Origin of the sequence: Streptomyces sp. DT190 (assembly GCF_049846985.1) — a bacterium.
Lineage (GTDB): Bacteria > Actinomycetota > Actinomycetes > Streptomycetales > Streptomycetaceae > Streptomyces.
This window is the reverse complement of record NZ_JBNCNM010000035.1, coordinates 12,779-28,376: the sequence shown is the minus strand read 5'-3', so window position 1 is coordinate 28,376 and position 15,598 is coordinate 12,779. Positions and strand designations below refer to the sequence as shown.

The 15,598-nt window shown below is 71.9% G+C and carries 12 protein-coding genes and 1 pseudogene; 5 read left to right on the top strand and 8 right to left on the bottom strand.

The genetic code is table 11. The annotated features are described in order from the left end of the window. Positions 1-117: 117 nt before the first annotated feature. From galT to ACPXCS_RS37305, 5 genes are read right to left on the bottom strand one after another with little or no spacing between them, the layout of a single operon-like run. Complete coding sequence (gene galT / locus ACPXCS_RS37325; protein ID WP_425951899.1) at positions 118-1,221, bottom strand: galactose-1-phosphate uridylyltransferase; 1,104 nt, start codon at positions 1,219-1,221, stop codon at positions 118-120. Positions 1,222-1,241: 20 nt separating this feature from the next. Then, positions 1,242-2,702 carry a glycosyltransferase gene (locus ACPXCS_RS37320; RefSeq protein WP_425951900.1) on the bottom strand — a complete coding sequence of 487 codons (1,461 nt, stop codon included), beginning with the start codon at positions 2,700-2,702 and terminating at the stop codon, positions 1,242-1,244. Between the two features lie 6 nt (positions 2,703-2,708). Beyond that, positions 2,709-4,250 carry an MFS transporter gene (locus tag ACPXCS_RS37315; protein WP_425951901.1) on the bottom strand — a complete coding sequence of 514 codons (1,542 nt, stop codon included), beginning with the start codon at positions 4,248-4,250 and terminating at the stop codon, positions 2,709-2,711. Continuing rightward, the gene (gene ftsH, locus ACPXCS_RS37310; RefSeq protein WP_425951902.1) at positions 4,247-6,280 is read right to left on the bottom strand and encodes an ATP-dependent zinc metalloprotease FtsH; all 2,034 of its coding nucleotides are present in this window, start codon (positions 6,278-6,280) and stop codon (positions 4,247-4,249) included. Before ftsH ends, ACPXCS_RS37315 begins: the two co-directional genes overlap by 4 nt. Before the next feature lie 27 nt (positions 6,281-6,307). Further along, positions 6,308-9,136 (bottom strand): heavy metal translocating P-type ATPase, encoded by a 2,829-nt coding sequence (locus ACPXCS_RS37305; RefSeq protein ID WP_425951903.1) that lies wholly within the window; start codon positions 9,134-9,136, stop codon positions 6,308-6,310. A 200-nt stretch (positions 9,137-9,336) separates the two neighbouring features. On the opposite strand from ACPXCS_RS37305, the gene ACPXCS_RS37300 reads away from it, so the two are divergent. The 5 genes from ACPXCS_RS37300 (at position 9,337) to ACPXCS_RS37280 (ending at position 14,286) form a co-directional block, all read left to right on the top strand. After that, entirely contained in the window at positions 9,337-9,624 is a 288-nt protein-coding gene (locus ACPXCS_RS37300) for an SHOCT domain-containing protein (protein ID WP_425951928.1), read from the top strand. Positions 9,625-9,769: 145 nt separating this feature from the next. Continuing rightward, entirely contained in the window at positions 9,770-10,309 is a 540-nt protein-coding gene (locus tag ACPXCS_RS37295) for a hypothetical protein (protein WP_425951904.1), read from the top strand. Beyond that, positions 10,306-11,400 carry a cytochrome b N-terminal domain-containing protein gene (locus ACPXCS_RS37290; protein ID WP_425951905.1) on the top strand — a complete coding sequence of 365 codons (1,095 nt, stop codon included), beginning with the start codon at positions 10,306-10,308 and terminating at the stop codon, positions 11,398-11,400. The genes ACPXCS_RS37295 and ACPXCS_RS37290 overlap by 4 nt, the downstream gene beginning before the upstream one ends. Beyond that, a complete protein-coding gene (locus ACPXCS_RS37285) occupies positions 11,400-11,663 on the top strand; it encodes a hypothetical protein (protein ID WP_425951906.1) in 264 nt (87 codons plus the stop codon). The genes ACPXCS_RS37290 and ACPXCS_RS37285 overlap by 1 nt, the downstream gene beginning before the upstream one ends. A 106-nt stretch (positions 11,664-11,769) precedes the next feature. After that, positions 11,770-14,286: a heavy metal translocating P-type ATPase gene (locus ACPXCS_RS37280; RefSeq protein ID WP_425951907.1), complete on the top strand. Its 2,517-nt coding sequence runs from the start codon at positions 11,770-11,772 to the stop codon at positions 14,284-14,286. A gap of 228 nt (positions 14,287-14,514) precedes the next feature. On the opposite strand, the pseudogene ACPXCS_RS37275 reads toward ACPXCS_RS37280, so the two are convergent. The 3 genes and pseudogenes from ACPXCS_RS37275 to ACPXCS_RS37265 form a co-directional block, all read right to left on the bottom strand. Beyond that, positions 14,515-14,709 (bottom strand): annotated as a pseudogene (locus tag ACPXCS_RS37275) (DMT family transporter); the annotation flags it as partial. Positions 14,710-14,837: 128 nt separating this feature from the next. Beyond that, positions 14,838-15,257: a hypothetical protein gene (locus ACPXCS_RS37270; RefSeq protein WP_425951908.1), complete on the bottom strand. Its 420-nt coding sequence runs from the start codon at positions 15,255-15,257 to the stop codon at positions 14,838-14,840. 17 nt (positions 15,258-15,274) lie between these two features. Continuing rightward, entirely contained in the window at positions 15,275-15,592 is a 318-nt protein-coding gene (locus ACPXCS_RS37265) for an MFS transporter (RefSeq protein WP_425971219.1), read from the bottom strand. Between the last annotated feature and the right edge of the window lie 6 nt (positions 15,593-15,598).

Here is a 15,598-nt window from a genome sequence, read left to right as displayed (position 1 = left end):
CAGCGCGGCGGCATCGCACACCCTCTTCCGGCCCGGCGGTCGGCTCTGACTGCCGGGCCGGAACAGGACGGCCGTTGTCCGGTCGTACGGGGAGGTCGCTCACGACACTGCTCGACTTCATGGTTGCCTGCCGGCCGGGCGATGCCGCGTCCGGGAGCGGTCAGAGACCGAAGCGGCGGCCGTGTGGGGGACGGGCGGGGCAGGGCGGGCGGCCAGGGCCTGTCGCAGGTGGGCGGCGGCCTGTTCGGGCTGGACGGGGTTGACCGCGATGCCGGTGCCGAGTTCGAACCCGGCGGGCTCAGTCAGGTGGGGGGCGATCTGGAGGTGCCAGGCGAAGTAGGCGGTCGTCTCCTCGCCGTTGGGGGCGCTGATCACAGCGTAGTTGTAGGGGACGTCGCCGAGCAGGTCGCGCAGCGCCCCGAGGATCCGGCGCAGGAGCACGGCGGTCTGCTCCAGGTCCTCGTCGCAGGCGTCGGCGAAGGATGCCTGGTGGCGGCGGGGCACGATCCAGGTCTCGTACGGGGTGCGGGCGGCGTACGGGGCCAGGGCGGCGGCGTGGCCGGTGGTGGCGATGACGCGCTCGCCGTCGGCGAGTTCGGCGGCGGTGTGGTCGACGTACAGGCAGCTGCCGTGGTCGTCGTAGTAGGCGCGGGCGACGTCGAACAGCCTGCGGAAGCGTGCGGGCACGACCGGGGTGGCGACGATCTGCGAGTGCGGGTGGGGCAGCGAGGTGCCGGCCGCCGCGCCGTGGTTGCGGAAGGGCAGGACGAGGCCGGGGCGGCCCTCGCGCAGTGCGCGGGCCCGGGTGCGGTAGGCGCGCAGGACGTCGGCGACGGCCGCGTCGTCGCCGTCGGGCAGATCCCAGTCGTGGGCGGGGGATTCGATGACGACCTCGTGGCTGCCGATGCCCTCCGCCGTCGTGTGCAGTCCGGTGGTGCGGTGGCGGGCGGGCCGGTCGGCGGGGGCCATCACGGGGTAGCGGTTGGGCACGACCCGCAGCCGCCAGGCGGCGGGCGCGGTATCGGCGGCGGCGGGCAGGCGCCACAGCTCGGGCGGGGTGGCCTCCTCACGGCCCGGGCAGAACGGGCAGGCCGGATCGGCGGCCGGAGCCCGGCGTAGGGGCGATCCGGTCGGGGCGGGCATCTGCTGAGGGCGCTCGCGGCGTCCCGGCGCGATGGCCACCCAGTCGCGGGTGAAGGGGTCCCGACGCAGCTCGGACATGACGGCCGCTCCTTCCCGGCTCACGCGGTGGCCGATGCGCCGCGGGCGGCTCGTGCCACCGCCCGCCAGAACAGCTCCGGGTCGGCGGCGAACTGGCGGGCGCAGGAGGCGGAGCAGAACTGGAACTCCCGGCCCCGGTACTGCGTTGGGTGGACGCCGGCACCGTCCACGCGCATCCCGCACACCGGATCCCGGTCCTCGCCCCCGGTGCCCGCGGCGGCCAACGCCCTGGGGGCCGCGGGGGCGTGGCCGAGCAGGCTGGTGATCAGACGGAGGTCGTCGCCGATGAGCCGGGGCAGCAGGAACCGCCCGCGCACCAGCTCCCGCCCGGCGCCGGCGAGGCGGCGGGCCTTCGACGGATCGCCGAGCAGGCCGAGGACGGCATCAGCGCACGCGTCGGTCGAGTCCACCAGGTGGCCGCCGACCCCGTCACGCAGCTGCAGCGGAATCCCCCCGGCCCGGCCCGCGACCACCGGCGTGCCCTTCCAGGTGGCCTCCGAGACAACCAGGCCGAAGCCCTCCCGCAGCGACTTCTGAATGACCACGTCGGCACGGCGCTGGAAGGCGTTTACCTCGATGTTGCCGACGCCGGTGAGGTTGGTGAACAGCGAGATGTCCGGGTCGTCGGCCGCGGCGGAGGTGATCTGCCGGTAGACGCGCCAGCCCTCCGGGTCGTCCAGGGCCATCGACCCGACCAGGGCCAGCTGCACACCCGGCACCCGGCGCTTGACCGCCCGGTAGGCGTCGATGACGCCCAGCGGGTCCTTCCACGGGTCGAAGCGGGAGACCTGCACCAGCAGCGGGCGTGCGGTGTCCACACCGATCCAGTCCAGGACACCGGCGGCGAAGGCGTCGTCGATGGGCATGTTCTTCGGGCTGAGCGGGTCGATCGCCGGGGGAATGATCTCCACCCGGCCCACCGGTATGTCGGGTGGGATGAAGGCGCCCAGCGTGAAGACGGCGGCGTCGTAGGCGGACAGCTGGGGCCGCAGCCGCGCCCAGACGTGCGGGTTGGGCTGGGAGCTGTCGATGTGGCAGCGCCACACCCACTTCGCGGCGCCCCGGCCGTGCCGTTGGGGCAGGGCGAGCGGCTGCGGGTCGTGCACGATGACGACGTCGTACGACTCCTCCAGCTGGGCGGCGACCTGCGCCGAGGCGGCGTCATACACCCGCCACTCGTCGTCGCTCACCCCGCGCGGATCACCCTGCAGGCCGTTGTGGACGGCCTTGGTCACCTCGAAGAACCCCTGCTCGGCGGTTATGGTCTTCCACTCGGCCACCACGCCCAGGTCGCGCAGCAAGGGCACTTCGGAGCGCAGGATCTCCGCCACCCCGCCGCCGTACGCGGTGGCGTTGACGTGCAGCACCCGCACACCGTCCAGCGGCGCGGCGAGACGGCGCAGTTCGTCCACGACCGCTTCGCCCGCGCACGCGCGGTAGGCGTCCAGGCGCCGTCGGCCGACGTCCACGTTCTGCAACATCTTCCGTCACCCCTCTCCGCGCCGGTCGGCAGGCGCCTTGCTGGACTGCTGCTGGAGTGGCCCTGGGTTCGCCCGGACCCGCCCCTCCGGTGGGCGCGCGGGGGCATCCTCGGGCACAGCGGGCTCCTGCCGTGCCCGGGCACGAACGGCGGCGGCTGCGAGAACCGCGGCGGCCAGCGCGAGCCCGGCGTTGATCCACAGGCCGTCGGCGATGCCGGTGGTGAGGTCGGTGCCGGCCGGTGTGGTCCTGGTGAGGTCGTCGGGCCACTGAGCGGCGACGATCGTGCCCATGACGGCGATGCCGAGGGACAGCCCGATCATGCGGGAGGCGTTCAGGGCGGCGCTCGCGATGCCGGTGAGGTGGTCGGGGACGTGGCCGAGCGTGGCGGTGGTGATCGGGGTGGTCGACAGTCCGATGCCCAGGCCGGTGACCAGCAGGCCGGGCAGGAGCTGGAGGTTTCCCCAGCCCGGGGCGATGCCGGCCAGCAGGGCCAGCCCCGTCGCGGTCAGCAGCAGCCCGGCGCCGATCAGCGTACGGGGGCCGATGCGGGGGATGAGCCATCCGGCGGCCGGTGCGACCACGGCACTGAGCAGGGTGAGCGGCAGCAATGCGAGGCCCGCCTGGATCGGTGAGGCGCCGGTGGCCAACTGGAGGTACAGAGACAGGAAGAAGAACACGCTGCACATCACGGCGAGGCTGACCAGCCCCAGTACGTTGCCGACCAGGAAGCCCGGCCTGCGCAGCAGTGAGAGGTCCAACAACGGTGCGGCCGCCCGGCGTTCGACAACGACAAAGAGGGCGAGGGCCGCCACGGCTCCGGTCAGCAGCGCCCACAGCCGCGGCGAGGCCCAGCCGTAGACGGTCGCCCGGGTCAGGGCGAAGATCAGGGCGGAGAGGCCGACCGCGGAGGTGAGGGCACCGGCGAGGTCGAACGGCCCGGTGCGGGCGGCGGGTTGCGGGGCGGGCAGCGTACGGCGCGCGATCGCCCACAGTACGGGTCCGAGGGCGACGTTGAGCAGGAAGATCGACCGCCAGCCGAAACCCGCGGTGAGCACGGCGCCCAGCAGCGGGCCGCCGGCCAGCGCCGTGGCACCGGCCCCGGACCACACGCCCAGGGCCAGAGCGCGCGACGGACCGGTGAACAGGGCGAGCAGCAGGGACAGGGCGGCCGGGCCCATCAGCGCCGCGCCGGCGCCCTGGCCGGCGCGCAGCCCGATCAGTGACGGGCCGTCGGGGGCCAGTCCGGCGGCCAGCGAGAAGACGGTGAACACCGTCAGCCCCGCGAGGAAGACCGGCCGGGCGCCGTACCGGTCGGCGAGCATCCCACCGGACAGGGTCAGGACCGCGAAGGCGAGGGTGTAGAGGTTGACCACCCACTCCAGGCCGCTCAGGCCGAGGCCGAGGTCCCGGCCGATCGGGGGCATGGCGATGGCGACGGCGGTGTCGTCGACGAGGACCAGGAACCAGGCCATGCAGACGGATACCAGCACCCACCAGCGGTGCGCCCCCGTCCGGGCTGCCTCCCGGTGGGTGTCGGCGCGGGTCATGACGCGGCCTGTGACGGGTTGTCCCGCCGGTCCTCGTCGGCGGAGGCGGGCGCCGCGCGGACGTGGCCGCTGCGATGTGCGGCGGGCTCCTTGGTGAGGGTGGCGCGGCACGGCGCGATGGTCTCACCGCCGGGGTGCGCGCTCGGGGGCTCGGTGCCCAGAAGCTCGTACACCATGACGCCGTCCACGGTCTCCTCCTTGAGGAGCAGCCGGGCCGACCGCTCCAGCTGTATGCGGTGTTCGGTGAGGAGGCCGGTGGCGTGCTGTTCGGCCTCGCGCAGCAGGCGGGCGACCTCGGCATCGATGGCGGCCTGGGTGGCCTCGGCGAAGGGGCGGCTGCTCATGGCACTCCCGCCGCTGCCAAGGAAGACCGAGCCGTCCTGTGGGTAGCCCACCGGCCCGAGCGCGGAGGAGAGGCCGAACTCGCGGACCATCTTGGTGGCCGGCTCGGTGGCGCCGGCCAGGTCGTTGGCAGCTCCGGTGGAGCCCTGCCCGAGCACGACGAGTTCGGCGGCGCGACCGCCGAGCCGTACCGCGAGGGTCTGCGTGAGGTAGTCCTCGCCGTACAGGTGACGCTCGACCAGGGGCAGTTGCTCGGTGACGCCGAGGGTCTGCCCGGCGGGCAGGATGGTGACCTTGGCGACCGGGTCGGCGCTCGGGGACAGCGTGGCAGTCAGGGCGTGCCCGGCCTCGTGCACGGCGACGGCCTCCTTCTCGGCGGGCAGCAGCACGTTGGAGCCCTCGCGGCGGCCGAGCAGGATGCGGTCCCGGGCGGTGTCGAAGTCGTCCGCGGTGAGTACCTCGCGGCCGTCCCGTACGGCGACGATGGCGGCCTCGTTGGCCAGGTTGGCCAGATCCGCGCCGGAGAATCCCGGCGTGCCGCGTGCCACCACGTCCAGATCGACGTCCTTGCCGAGGCGCTTGTCCTGGCAGTGCACGGCCAGGATCGCGGCCCGTTCGGCGAGGGTGGGCAGGGGGATGGTGACCTGCCGGTCGAAGCGTCCGGGGCGCAGCAGCGCCGGGTCGAGGACCTCGGGCCGGTTGGTGGCGGCCAGCACGACAAGGCCCTCGGCAGCCTCGAAACCATCCATCTCCGACAGGAGTTGGTTGAGGGTCTGCTCCCGTTCATCGTTGGAGACGATCTGTCCGGCCGCGGCACGGCGGCCGCCGAGGGCGTCGATCTCGTCGACGAAGACGATGGCGGGCGCCCGCTTGCGGGCCTCGGCGAACAGGTCCCGTACGCGGGCGGCGCCGACACCGACGTACATCTCGACGAAGCTCGATCCGGCCACCGACAGGAACGGCACGTCGGCCTCGCCGCCGACGGCGCGGGCCAGGAGGGTCTTGCCGGTGCCGGGCGGGCCGACCATCAGGACGCCGCGCGGCGCCATGGCCCCGGCGCGCCGGTAGCGTTCGGGCCTGCGCAGGAAGTCGACGACCTCGGCGATCTCGGCCTTGGCTCCCTCGTATCCGGCGACGTCCGCGAACGTGGTCTCCGGCCGCTCCGCGTCGAACACCTTGGCCTTGGAATTGCCGACCCCGCCCAGCGCGCCGTGTATGTGGCCGGCCGCGCCCTTGGACAGCCTGCGCCAGAACCAGATGATGAGCAGGAACGGGCCGAGCAGGAGGATCCAGGACAGTATCTGGGAACCGGTGGACGGGGAGGTGGACGGCGGCTTGGCCGTCACCGCCACCTTCTTGTCCTCCAGCCGGTCCAGTTGGTCACCGGCCAACTGGACCGGGACGGCGGTGGTGAAGCGGTGCCCGTTGGCGAGCGTGCCGCTCGCCTCCCCGCTTGCTTTGATGGTGACGGACTTGACCTTGCCGCCGTCGACCTGGTCGAGGAACTTCGAGTACGTCAGGTCCATCTTCACCGGCTCGCTGGAGCGGGTCCCGGGCAGCACCGCCCACAGGCCGACGGCCAGGAGGGCGGCCAGCGGCCACAGCCAGTGCCGCCAGGCGGGCGGGCTCGGCGGCGCGGTCGGCGTCGGCTTGTCACCCGGAGGTGGTGGTTCGGCCTGCTTGGTCATGACGGACTCCGTACGGAATCGGGCGCTCTACGCCTCGGCGCTGCTGATGTAGCGGGCGGGGTCGGCGTCGAAGTCGGCGGCGCACCGCGGGGAGCAGAAGTAGTAGGTGTGGCCTTCCACTTCGCGCTGTTCGGCGGCGGCATCCCGGCTGATGCTCATGCCACAGACCGGGTCGGTGACTGTGGTGGTCTCGGGCGGGGCGTCGTGGTCGTGGTGAGCGTGGCGCTTGAAGAGGCTCATGTCGGTCTCCTTGGCTGTGTCGGCTTCTGCAGTGCGGTCGGGTGTCGTGTCCGGCTGGATGTCGACGTCCTCCGGTACCTCCACCCGCGGCTCGACCCTGGTGGGGGCGGAGCCGGTCAGCGCGGCGGCGCGCCAGCGGCGCAGCCGGTTGGCGTTGGTGACCACGGACAGGGAGGACAGGGCCATCGCGGCGGCGGCGATGATCGGGCTGAGGCGGATGCCGAGCCACGGATACAGGGCACCGGCGGCGACGGGGACGCCGACGGCGTTGTAGACCAGGGCGAAGAAAAGGTTCTGCCGGATGTTGCGCATGGTGGCTCGCGACAGCCGGATCGCGGTGACGACGCCGGCCAGTGAACCGGAGATGAGGGTGATGTCGGCTGCCTCGATGGCCACGTCGGTGCCGGTGCCGATGGCCAGGCCCACGTCGGCCTGGGCGAGGGCGGGGGCGTCGTTGATGCCGTCGCCGACCATGCCCACCCGGCGTCCCTCGGCCTGCAAGCCCCGTATGGCGTCGGCCTTGTGCTCGGGAAGCACCTCGGCGAGCACGCGCTCGATGCCGACCTCGGCGGCGATCGCGGCGGCCGTGCGCCGGTTGTCGCCGGTGAGCATGACTACCTGTACGCCCATCTGCCGGAGGGCGGCGATGGCGGCGGCGGAGTCCTCCTTGACGGTGTCGGCGACCGCGAGCACTCCGGCGGGGCGGCCGTCGAGGGCCACCATCACCGGGGTCTTGCCCTGCGCGGACAGCTCGGCTGCGACCGGGGTGAGTTCGGCGGTGTCGATTCCGACATCGGCGAGCAGCCGTGCCGCGCCGACCAGCACGGCGTGCCCGTCCAACGTGGCCTGCACTCCCTTGCCGGTCACCGAGTCGAAACCGGTGGCGGCCGGCACTCCGAGCCCCTGCTCACGCGCCCCGGCGACGATCGCGGCGGCCAGCGGGTGCTCGCTGTCGCGTTCGGCCCCGGCGACCAGGACGAGCAGGCGGTCGGGCTCCACATTGCCGACGGGGCGTATGTCGGTGAGGACGGGCGTTCCCGCGGTGATCGTGCCGGTCTTGTCCAGGACCACGGTGTCCAGCTTGTGCGCGGTCTCCAGGGCCTCGGCCGAGCGGATCAGAATGCCCGCGCGGGCGCCCTTGCCGGTGCCGACCATGATGGACATCGGGGTGGCCAGGCCCAGTGCGCACGGGCAGGCGATGATCAGTACGGCGACGGCCGACACGAGCGCAAGGGTCAGCGCCGGAGCCGGGCCCACGACGTACCACAGCGCGAAGGTACCGATCGCGATGGCGATCACAACGGGCACGAAGTACGCCGAGGTGGCGTCGGCCAGCCGCTGGATCGGCGCCTTGGACGCCTGCGCCTGCCGTACCAGCCCGATGATCTGGGCGAGCATCGTGTCCGCGCCCACCTTCGCGGCCCGCACGCGCAGGGAACCGGTGCCGTTGACGGTCGCGCCGATGACCGTGTCCCCGGCGCGCTTGGTCACCGGTATGGGCTCACCGGTCACCATCGACTCGTCCACCGCGGAGGTCCCGGACAGCACCTCGGCGTCCACCGGCACCTTCTCGCCGGGCCGGACGACGACCTCGTCGCCGACGGCCACGTCCTCCACCGGGATCTCGGTCTCGACGCCGTCGCGGACGACGCGGGCGGTACGGGCCTGCAGCCCCAGCAGGGCGCGGATCGCCTCGCCGGTGCCGGCCTTGGCACGTGCCTCCAGCAGCCGCCCCAGCAGGATGAGCGTCAGGATCACCCCGACGGCCTCGAAGTACACCTCGCGCACATCCTCCGGCAGCGAACCGGGGGCGAGGGTGACCAGCAGGCTGTATCCGTAGGCCGCCACCGTTCCCAGGGTGATCAGCGAGTTCATGTCCGCCGCGCGGTGGGCGAGGGTCAGCCAGCCGGTGCGGTGGATGGGCCACCCGGTGTAGAACATCACGGGAGTGATCAGCGCCAGCTGCAGCCAGTTGTTCAGCATCCAGCCGGGCACCCAGCCCGCGTGGAAGAGGGAATCGGCCATCACCGCGAACAGCACCGGCGCGGTCAGTACGGCGCCGAAGGCCACGCGGCGGCTCAGATCCCGGATCTCCGCCCGCCGCTCGGCGGCCTCGGCCGCTTCCGCCGCGGCCGCCTGCCCCTCGCTCGGCCCGACGAGGGGAGCGTGCGTGTCGGCGTGTGTGTCCACCAGCCGGTCTTCGTCACCGGGTGGAGTCGCGTCGCCCGCGCCCGGCCCGTCGCCGGGTTCGACCAGCACCGTGCCGTGGATCATGTTCATCCCGCACGCGAATCCGTACGATCCCGCCTGCGCCGGGTTCAGCCGCACCGTCGTGCGTGCGTGGGCCGGCAGTGCGGCGCTCACGCGCAGCTCCGGGAAGACGACCCGGTTCGTGCACTCCCCGGATTCCTGCCGGTCGAAGACCAGCTCGGCCGGAACCCCCTGCCGCAGCCGGATCACGTCGGGGCTGTAGCCACCGCGCACGGTTACCTCGACGCGCTGCACGCCATGGGAGAACTCCGCCGTCCGCGCCCGGCGCGGACCGAAGAAGAACCAGCCCACCGCGGTGACGGCTGTGGCAGAGAGGGCGGTCACGGTCAGCTCGGCCACGTTCATGGCGGACTCCTTCACCCTGTGGGTGTACGAGTTCCACTCTCGCCGCCGCCTACCCCCACCCAGTAGGGGCCCACCGTCCCCGACCCCAGGGCCATCCGGCCCATGCACTAAGTGCCTTAGTGAGAGGACCGTGGCTGTGTACCGCCCTTCCGGCGCGGTCGCCGTCCGATTTCGCCCCTCAGATCCGGGAAGTGATCACCATGATGTTCTGGTACGACGGCAACATGAGCGGCTGGGGATGGTTCGGGATGTCCCTCGGCATGATCGTCTTCTGGGGCCTGATCATCACGGCCTTCGTCCTATTCTTCCGCGCACTCAGCCGACCCGCACCCGGCGGCTCCGGCGACGTCACCCCCTCGCCGCCGACGCCGCCCTCCGCCGAGCAACTGCTCGCCGAGCGGTTCGCCCGCGGGGAGATCGACGAGGAGGAGTACCAGCGCCGTCTGCAGGTGCTTCATTCTACCGGCGCCGATCTCACCAAGCACTGAAGCGAGCGGATACGTCCCGCTCCTGCCTGCGGGCACTTGCGGGGCCGCGGACCCGTCATTCCTCGACGGGCGCAGGAAAGCGCCATGAGTGAGGCTAAATGCCATGCGCAGAAAACCAGCCCTCCGGCACGGGCCACGTGTCTTCGTGGCAGGAGCGGTCGCCGCGGCCGCCCTGCTGATCCCCGTCGGTGTTCCCGGCGTCGCCTGGGCGGACGAGGATGAGAGCAACGAGTCGGCCGTGCTCACCGAGCAGGCCATCGCCCTGATCGCCAACGGCGCCGACGAGGACCAGGTGGCCGAGCGCATCGAGGACGCCCTGATGGCCCCGGACAAGGAAGGCGTCCAGCTGTCCACAGTGCGCGAGGCGCAGGAACTGGTCGAGCAGCCGGGATACAGCGCGTCCGTCGACCGCCAGGTACGGGGACTCCTGCTGGACTCGCTCGGGGGCAAGCTGCCCTCCGCGCCCGAGAACGGCCGCCCCGCGACCGGTGACGAGACCGGCACCAGCGTCGTCCTCGACGAGTTCCGGCCCGAGCGCGGCATCTCCGACGGCGGCGACGCCGTCCTGCTGGGTCTGGGCGCCGCGGCGATCGGAGGCGGCCTGTGGCTGTCGCACCGCCTGCGCCCGCCACATACCCTCCGCGAGCTGGAACACCGCGGCCGCGGGCACCGGGAGGCGTCATGACCAGCCACCGCCCCGAACGCGCTGCCGCCGTCGGCCCGGAGACCTCCCCACCACGGTCCGCTCGTCCTGGCCGGCTGCGGCGGGCCGTCGACGCGATCGACGAACGCATGGGCATCAAGGCGCTGGCCTATCCGGTGCCCGAGCACGCCAACAACCTGACCTGGAGCCTGGGCGGCCTGACGGTGGTGTCCTTCGTGACGCTGCTGGTGACCGGGATCTACATCGCGCAGTTCTACTCACCGACCCCGGAGGACGCCAACCAGTCCGTGCGCGACCTGGTCACCGACGTCTGGCTGGGCGGCTTCGCCCGCGGCCTGCACTACTGGGCGGCACAGGCGATGTTCGTCCTCGCCCTGCTGCACCTGCTGCGGGTGTTCTTCCATGCCTCCTTCAAGAAGCCCCGCGAGGGCAACTGGATCATCGGCAGCGCCATGTTCCTGCTCACCTTCCTCGCCATCTTCACCGGCACGGTCATCAAGTGGGACCAGGAAGGCTACGAGGCGCTGGTCCACAACCTGGACGTCGCCAAGCTGCTCGGCGGCGCCGGCGTCTGGTTCACCCCCGAGCTCACCGACCGGGTGCCGATCGTGCTGCGCCTGTACACCGCCCACGCGGTCATCATCCCCGGGCTGATCGTGCTGTTCTTCGTGTGGCACGCGCTACTCGTCAAGCGGCACCGGATCTCGCCGCATCCTGCAATCCCGAAGCCGGAGGAGGAAGTCCCCGAGCCCTTCACCGCACACCTGAGGCGGGTGGCCGCGTTCGGCCTCGTGCTGATGGGCGGGCTGGCGATCCTGGCCGTCGTACTGCCGCCGGTGCTCGGTCCGACCCCGGTCGCGGGCATCGAGATCACCCGCCCGCTGTGGATGTTCTGGTGGTTCTTCCCCCTGGAGGAATGGTTCGGCGTCGCGTCCATCGCCTACGTCATCGCCGCCGTCTTCGGACTGATCTTCCTGGTCCCCTTCCTCGACCGCAGCCCGAAACGCCTCTGGCGGGAGCGGAAGACGGCCACGGCCACCGCTGTCGTCGTACTTCTCGTACTGGCCGCCATCACCGTCAACGTGTGGGTCAACAACCCGAAGGGGCACTGATGTACGCCGCCGACCCGCGGCGCGTCCGGCGCTGGTTCTGGGCCCTGATCGCCCTCGCCGTGCTCGCGATGGGCGCCCTCTACCAGGGTCTGCGCGCCACGCCCGGCCCCGGCACCGGCCTCCTCGTGGCGGGCAGCGCCCTCGTCCTCGTCGCGTCCGCCGTCCAGGCTGCCCGGATCCTGACCGCGCTCACGGGCCCGCCCCGGCTGCCCCGGCTCCGCGCACACCGGAGTCATCGGCCCACAGACGTGCGGCGAAGGTAGCGGGCGAGCCGTGCGCTCGCACAGGAATACTAAAACCATTAGTTTGTTAGCGGGGGCCGCGGTCGATGCTCCCCACGCGTCCCCGTCACCCGAAGGAGGAGTGCCCGTGCAGCATCACGTGGATCATCCGATGGGTCACCGCAAGGAGCGCAGCACCGCGGTGCTCGAACTGGGCGGGCTTCGCTGGGCATCCCAGCAGAACGTCGCCGCCTCCGTGCTGGGGCGCCAACCAGGGGTGCTGGAGGTCGAGGTCAATCCGGTGTCGGAGACGGCGAACGTGGTCTTCGACCCGAACCTCACCTCGCTGGCCGAGCTGCGCCGCTGGGTGGAGGAGTGCGGCTATCACTGCGCGGGCCAGTCCGTTCCTACCCACCTGTGCGATCCGATGGCCGAACCGGACCCGCCGCATGTCGCGGCAGCGAGTGGACGCGTGGGCCATGAGGGGCATACAGCGGTCGCCGAGCCGCCAACTCCCGCTGCTCACTCGGAACATGTCGCCCACGCCGAGCACGAGGCGCACGCCGCGCCGGAGGCGATGCCCTCTCCGCACGAGGTGATGGGTCATGGCGGGCACGAGGGCATGTCGATGGCGGCGATGGTGGCGGACATGCGCAACCGCTTCCTCGTCGCCGTACTCTTCTCCATCCCCATCGTCATCTGGTCACCGATCGGCGAGGACGTCTTCGGCCTGGACGTGCCGGTCCCGTTCGGCCTGCGTGAGGACGTGTGGGCGCTGCTGCTCAGCCTGCCGGTCATCTTCTACTCGTGCACGATCTTCTTCGACGGCGCCGTACGCGCGCTCCGCGCCCGCACCCTGGACATGATGGTGCTGGTCGCGGTCGCCGTCGGTTCGGGGTGGGCGTACTCGCTGATCGTCACGCTCACCGGCGGCGGCGACGTCTTCTACGAGGCGGCCACCGTGCTGGCCTCCTTCGTGCTGCTCGGCCACTGGTTCGAGATGCGCGCCCGCGGCGGCGCCAACGACGCCATCCGCACCCTGCTCGACCTCGCCCCGCCCAAGGCGCTCGTGCTGCGCGACGGCGAGCCGGTCGAGATACCCACCGCCGAAGTGGTGGTCGGTGACCTGCTGCTGGTCCGCCCCGGCGCGAAGATCGCCGTCGACGGCGTCGTGGAGGAGGGCGAAAGCGACGTCGACGAGTCGATGGTCACCGGCGAGAGCCTGCCCGTACACAAGGCTCCCGGCTCCCAGGTCGTCGGCGCGACCATCAACGCCAACGGCACCCTGCGGGTGCGGGCCACCAAGGTCGGCGCCGACACCGCGCTGGCGCAGATCGTCCAGCTGGTACAGCAGGCACAGAACTCCAAGGCCCCCGGGCAGCGGCTCGCCGACCGGGCCGCCTTCTGGCTGGTCTTCGTCGCCCTGATCGGCGGAGCCGCGACCCTGGCCGTCTGGCTGCTGGCCACCGACCGCTCCCTGGGTACCGCCATGCTGTTCGCCATCACGGTCGTGGTCGTCACCTGCCCCGACGCCCTGGGCCTGGCCACCCCCACCGCGATCATGGTCGGCACCGGACTGGGCGCACGACGGGGCGTGCTGTTCAAGAACGCCGTCGGCCTGGAAATCTCGGCCCGTATCCAGACCGTCGTCATGGACAAGACCGGCACCCTGACCAAGGGCGAACCAGAGGTGACCGACGTGGTCACCGCCGACGGGACGGACGAGAGCGAACTGCTGCGTCTGATCGCCGCGGTGGAACGGGAGTCCGAGCACCCGCTGGCCGAGGCCGTCGTCCGGTACGCCGAGGCCCACGGCGTGGATGCGCTGCGCGCCGAGCGGTTCGAGAACGTCCCCGGGCACGGCGCCATCGCCGGTGCTGACGGTCACCGTGTGGTGGTCGGCAACCGCCGCCTGGCCGAGCGGGAAGAGATCGACCTGGGCGAACTCGACCAGCGCCGCAAGGAGTTGGCCACCACCGGCCGCACCGTCGTCATCGCCGCCGTCGACGGACGCGCCGCCGGTCTCATCGGCATCGCCGACGCGCCCCGGGAGACCTCCCCGCAGGCCGTGGCCGAACTGCACGCCCTCGGCGTCGAGGTGGTCATGCTCACCGGCGACAACCAGGCCACCGCCGACCGCATCGCCGAACAGCTCGGCATCGACACCGTGATCGCCGAGGTCCTCCCCGGCGACAAGGCCGCCAAGGTCGCCGAGCTACAGGCAGGCGGCCGCAAGGTCGCCATGGTCGGCGACGGCGTCAACGACGCCCCCGCCCTCGCCCAGGCCGACCTCGGCATCGCCATCGGCGCCGGCACCGACGTCGCCATCGAGACCGCCGACCTCGTGCTGATGCGCTCCGACCCTCTCGACGTGCCCACCGCCCTGCGCATCGGCCGCGGCACTCTGCGCAAGATGCGCCAGAACCTCGCCTGGGCCATCGGCTACAACTCCATCGCCCTCCCGATCGCCGCCGGCGTCTTCGAACCCGCCCTCGGCCTGGTCCTGCGCCCCGAGATCGCCGCCTTGTCCATGTCCGGCTCCAGCATCATCGTCGCCGTCAACGCCCTCGCCCTCAAACGGCTGCGGCTGCCCGAAGCACCCACCCCGCCCGACGAACCCGCGCCACGTACGCCCGTTGCTCCGACAACGGCCCACAGCTCCTGATGGGAACTGCCGGGTCGCAGAGACTCGGTGCCATAGCAGTCGGAGGGGAGTCGTTCAAGACGCGGTGCGTGCTCCGCGACGGCGTCACCTGCTGGAGAGTCTGCCGGGCAACCGGTCGTCTGGTGCGGCTTCGAGTTCGCGCGGTACGTCGGCAGTGTGGTGCACTGTTCGTGGGCGACGCCTGTGCACCGGCCGACACTTCGCCCGGCTGCGACCTTCACCAGCTGGTCAGAGCTGCGGTGGACGGTCGCCTGGCTCACTGGCGGAACCGGACAGCTGCAGACCGATGACCCCGACGATCACCAACGTGATCGAGACGATCTTGAGTGTGGACACCACGTCGCCGAGGAAGGCCATGCCGTAGATCGCGGTGCCCGACGCGCCGATTCCGGTCCACACCGCGTATGCGGGCCCGACGTCGAGCAGCCACGCCCTGGCCATGTGCGAGCACCTCCACGCCTCGGGTTGGCAGGTCCAGCGGCCGCGCCGACCGGGTTCATCGTCTCGCGCGAGTATGCACTGGCCGGCAGCGGTTGTCGGCGACCCCGGGCTCAGTCACGCTCCCGTCGTTCCCAGCCGACGAGCAGCAGCCACGAATACGAAATTGACGCCGGAGGCGGCAACGGCGCGCTCCGGACGGGTTCTCCCGGCCGGGCCGCCCGGTGCACGACCACGAACAGCGTGCCGATAAGGGCGAACGCCCCCAGCAGGATGAGTACATCGCCGGACGCGAGGGCCCGGTGCCGGAAGATCCGCAGCGGCAGCATCGGTGACGCGCCGCGCCGCTGCCAGGCGGTGAAGGCGCCGGCCAGCACCGCTCCCGCCGCGAAGGCGGTCAACACGGTGGAACTGGTCCAGCCCCGGTCCGGGCCCTCGATCACGGCCCACAGTACGGCGGCGACGGCCGCCACCGACAGCAGGACACCGGCCGGATTCAGCCTCCGGGCGTCCGCCGCCTTCGAGTTCTGCACCAGGAGGGCGGCGGCGATCAGACGGCGATGCCGATGGGCAGGTTGATCAGGAACACCGAGCCCCACCAGAAGGTGCCCAGCGGCCAGCCGCCCACCATCGGCCCGATCACCGTGCCCACGCCGACCGCCGCCGACCAGGTGCCCATCGCCTTGGTCCGCTCGGCACCGCGCGGGAAGACGTTCCCGATGATTGCGAGCGTGGCGGCATGATCACTGCCTCGCCGACGCCCATCATGCCGCGCGCCACGACCAGCGTCGTCACCGCCCCGGCGTACGCGGCGGCCACGGACGCCGTGGTGAACAGCGCCAGGCCGGTCAGGAACATCCTCCCCCAGCGGCTC

Coding starts and splice junctions, on each gene's coding strand:
- ACPXCS_RS37285 (WP_425951906.1), top strand. CDS start 11,400: ATGTACGCCGCCGACCCGCGGCGCGTCCGGCGCTGGTTCTGGGCCCTG.
- ACPXCS_RS37305 (WP_425951903.1), bottom strand. CDS start 9,136: ATGAACGTGGCCGAGCTGACCGTGACCGCCCTCTCTGCCACAGCCGTC.
- ftsH (WP_425951902.1), bottom strand. CDS start 6,280: ATGACCAAGCAGGCCGAACCACCACCTCCGGGTGACAAGCCGACGCCG.
- ACPXCS_RS37315 (WP_425951901.1), bottom strand. CDS start 4,250: ATGACCCGCGCCGACACCCACCGGGAGGCAGCCCGGACGGGGGCGCAC.
- ACPXCS_RS37290 (WP_425951905.1), top strand. CDS start 10,306: ATGACCAGCCACCGCCCCGAACGCGCTGCCGCCGTCGGCCCGGAGACC.
- ACPXCS_RS37320 (WP_425951900.1), bottom strand. CDS start 2,702: ATGTTGCAGAACGTGGACGTCGGCCGACGGCGCCTGGACGCCTACCGC.
- galT (WP_425951899.1), bottom strand. CDS start 1,221: ATGTCCGAGCTGCGTCGGGACCCCTTCACCCGCGACTGGGTGGCCATC.
- ACPXCS_RS37300 (WP_425951928.1), top strand. CDS start 9,337: ATGATGTTCTGGTACGACGGCAACATGAGCGGCTGGGGATGGTTCGGG.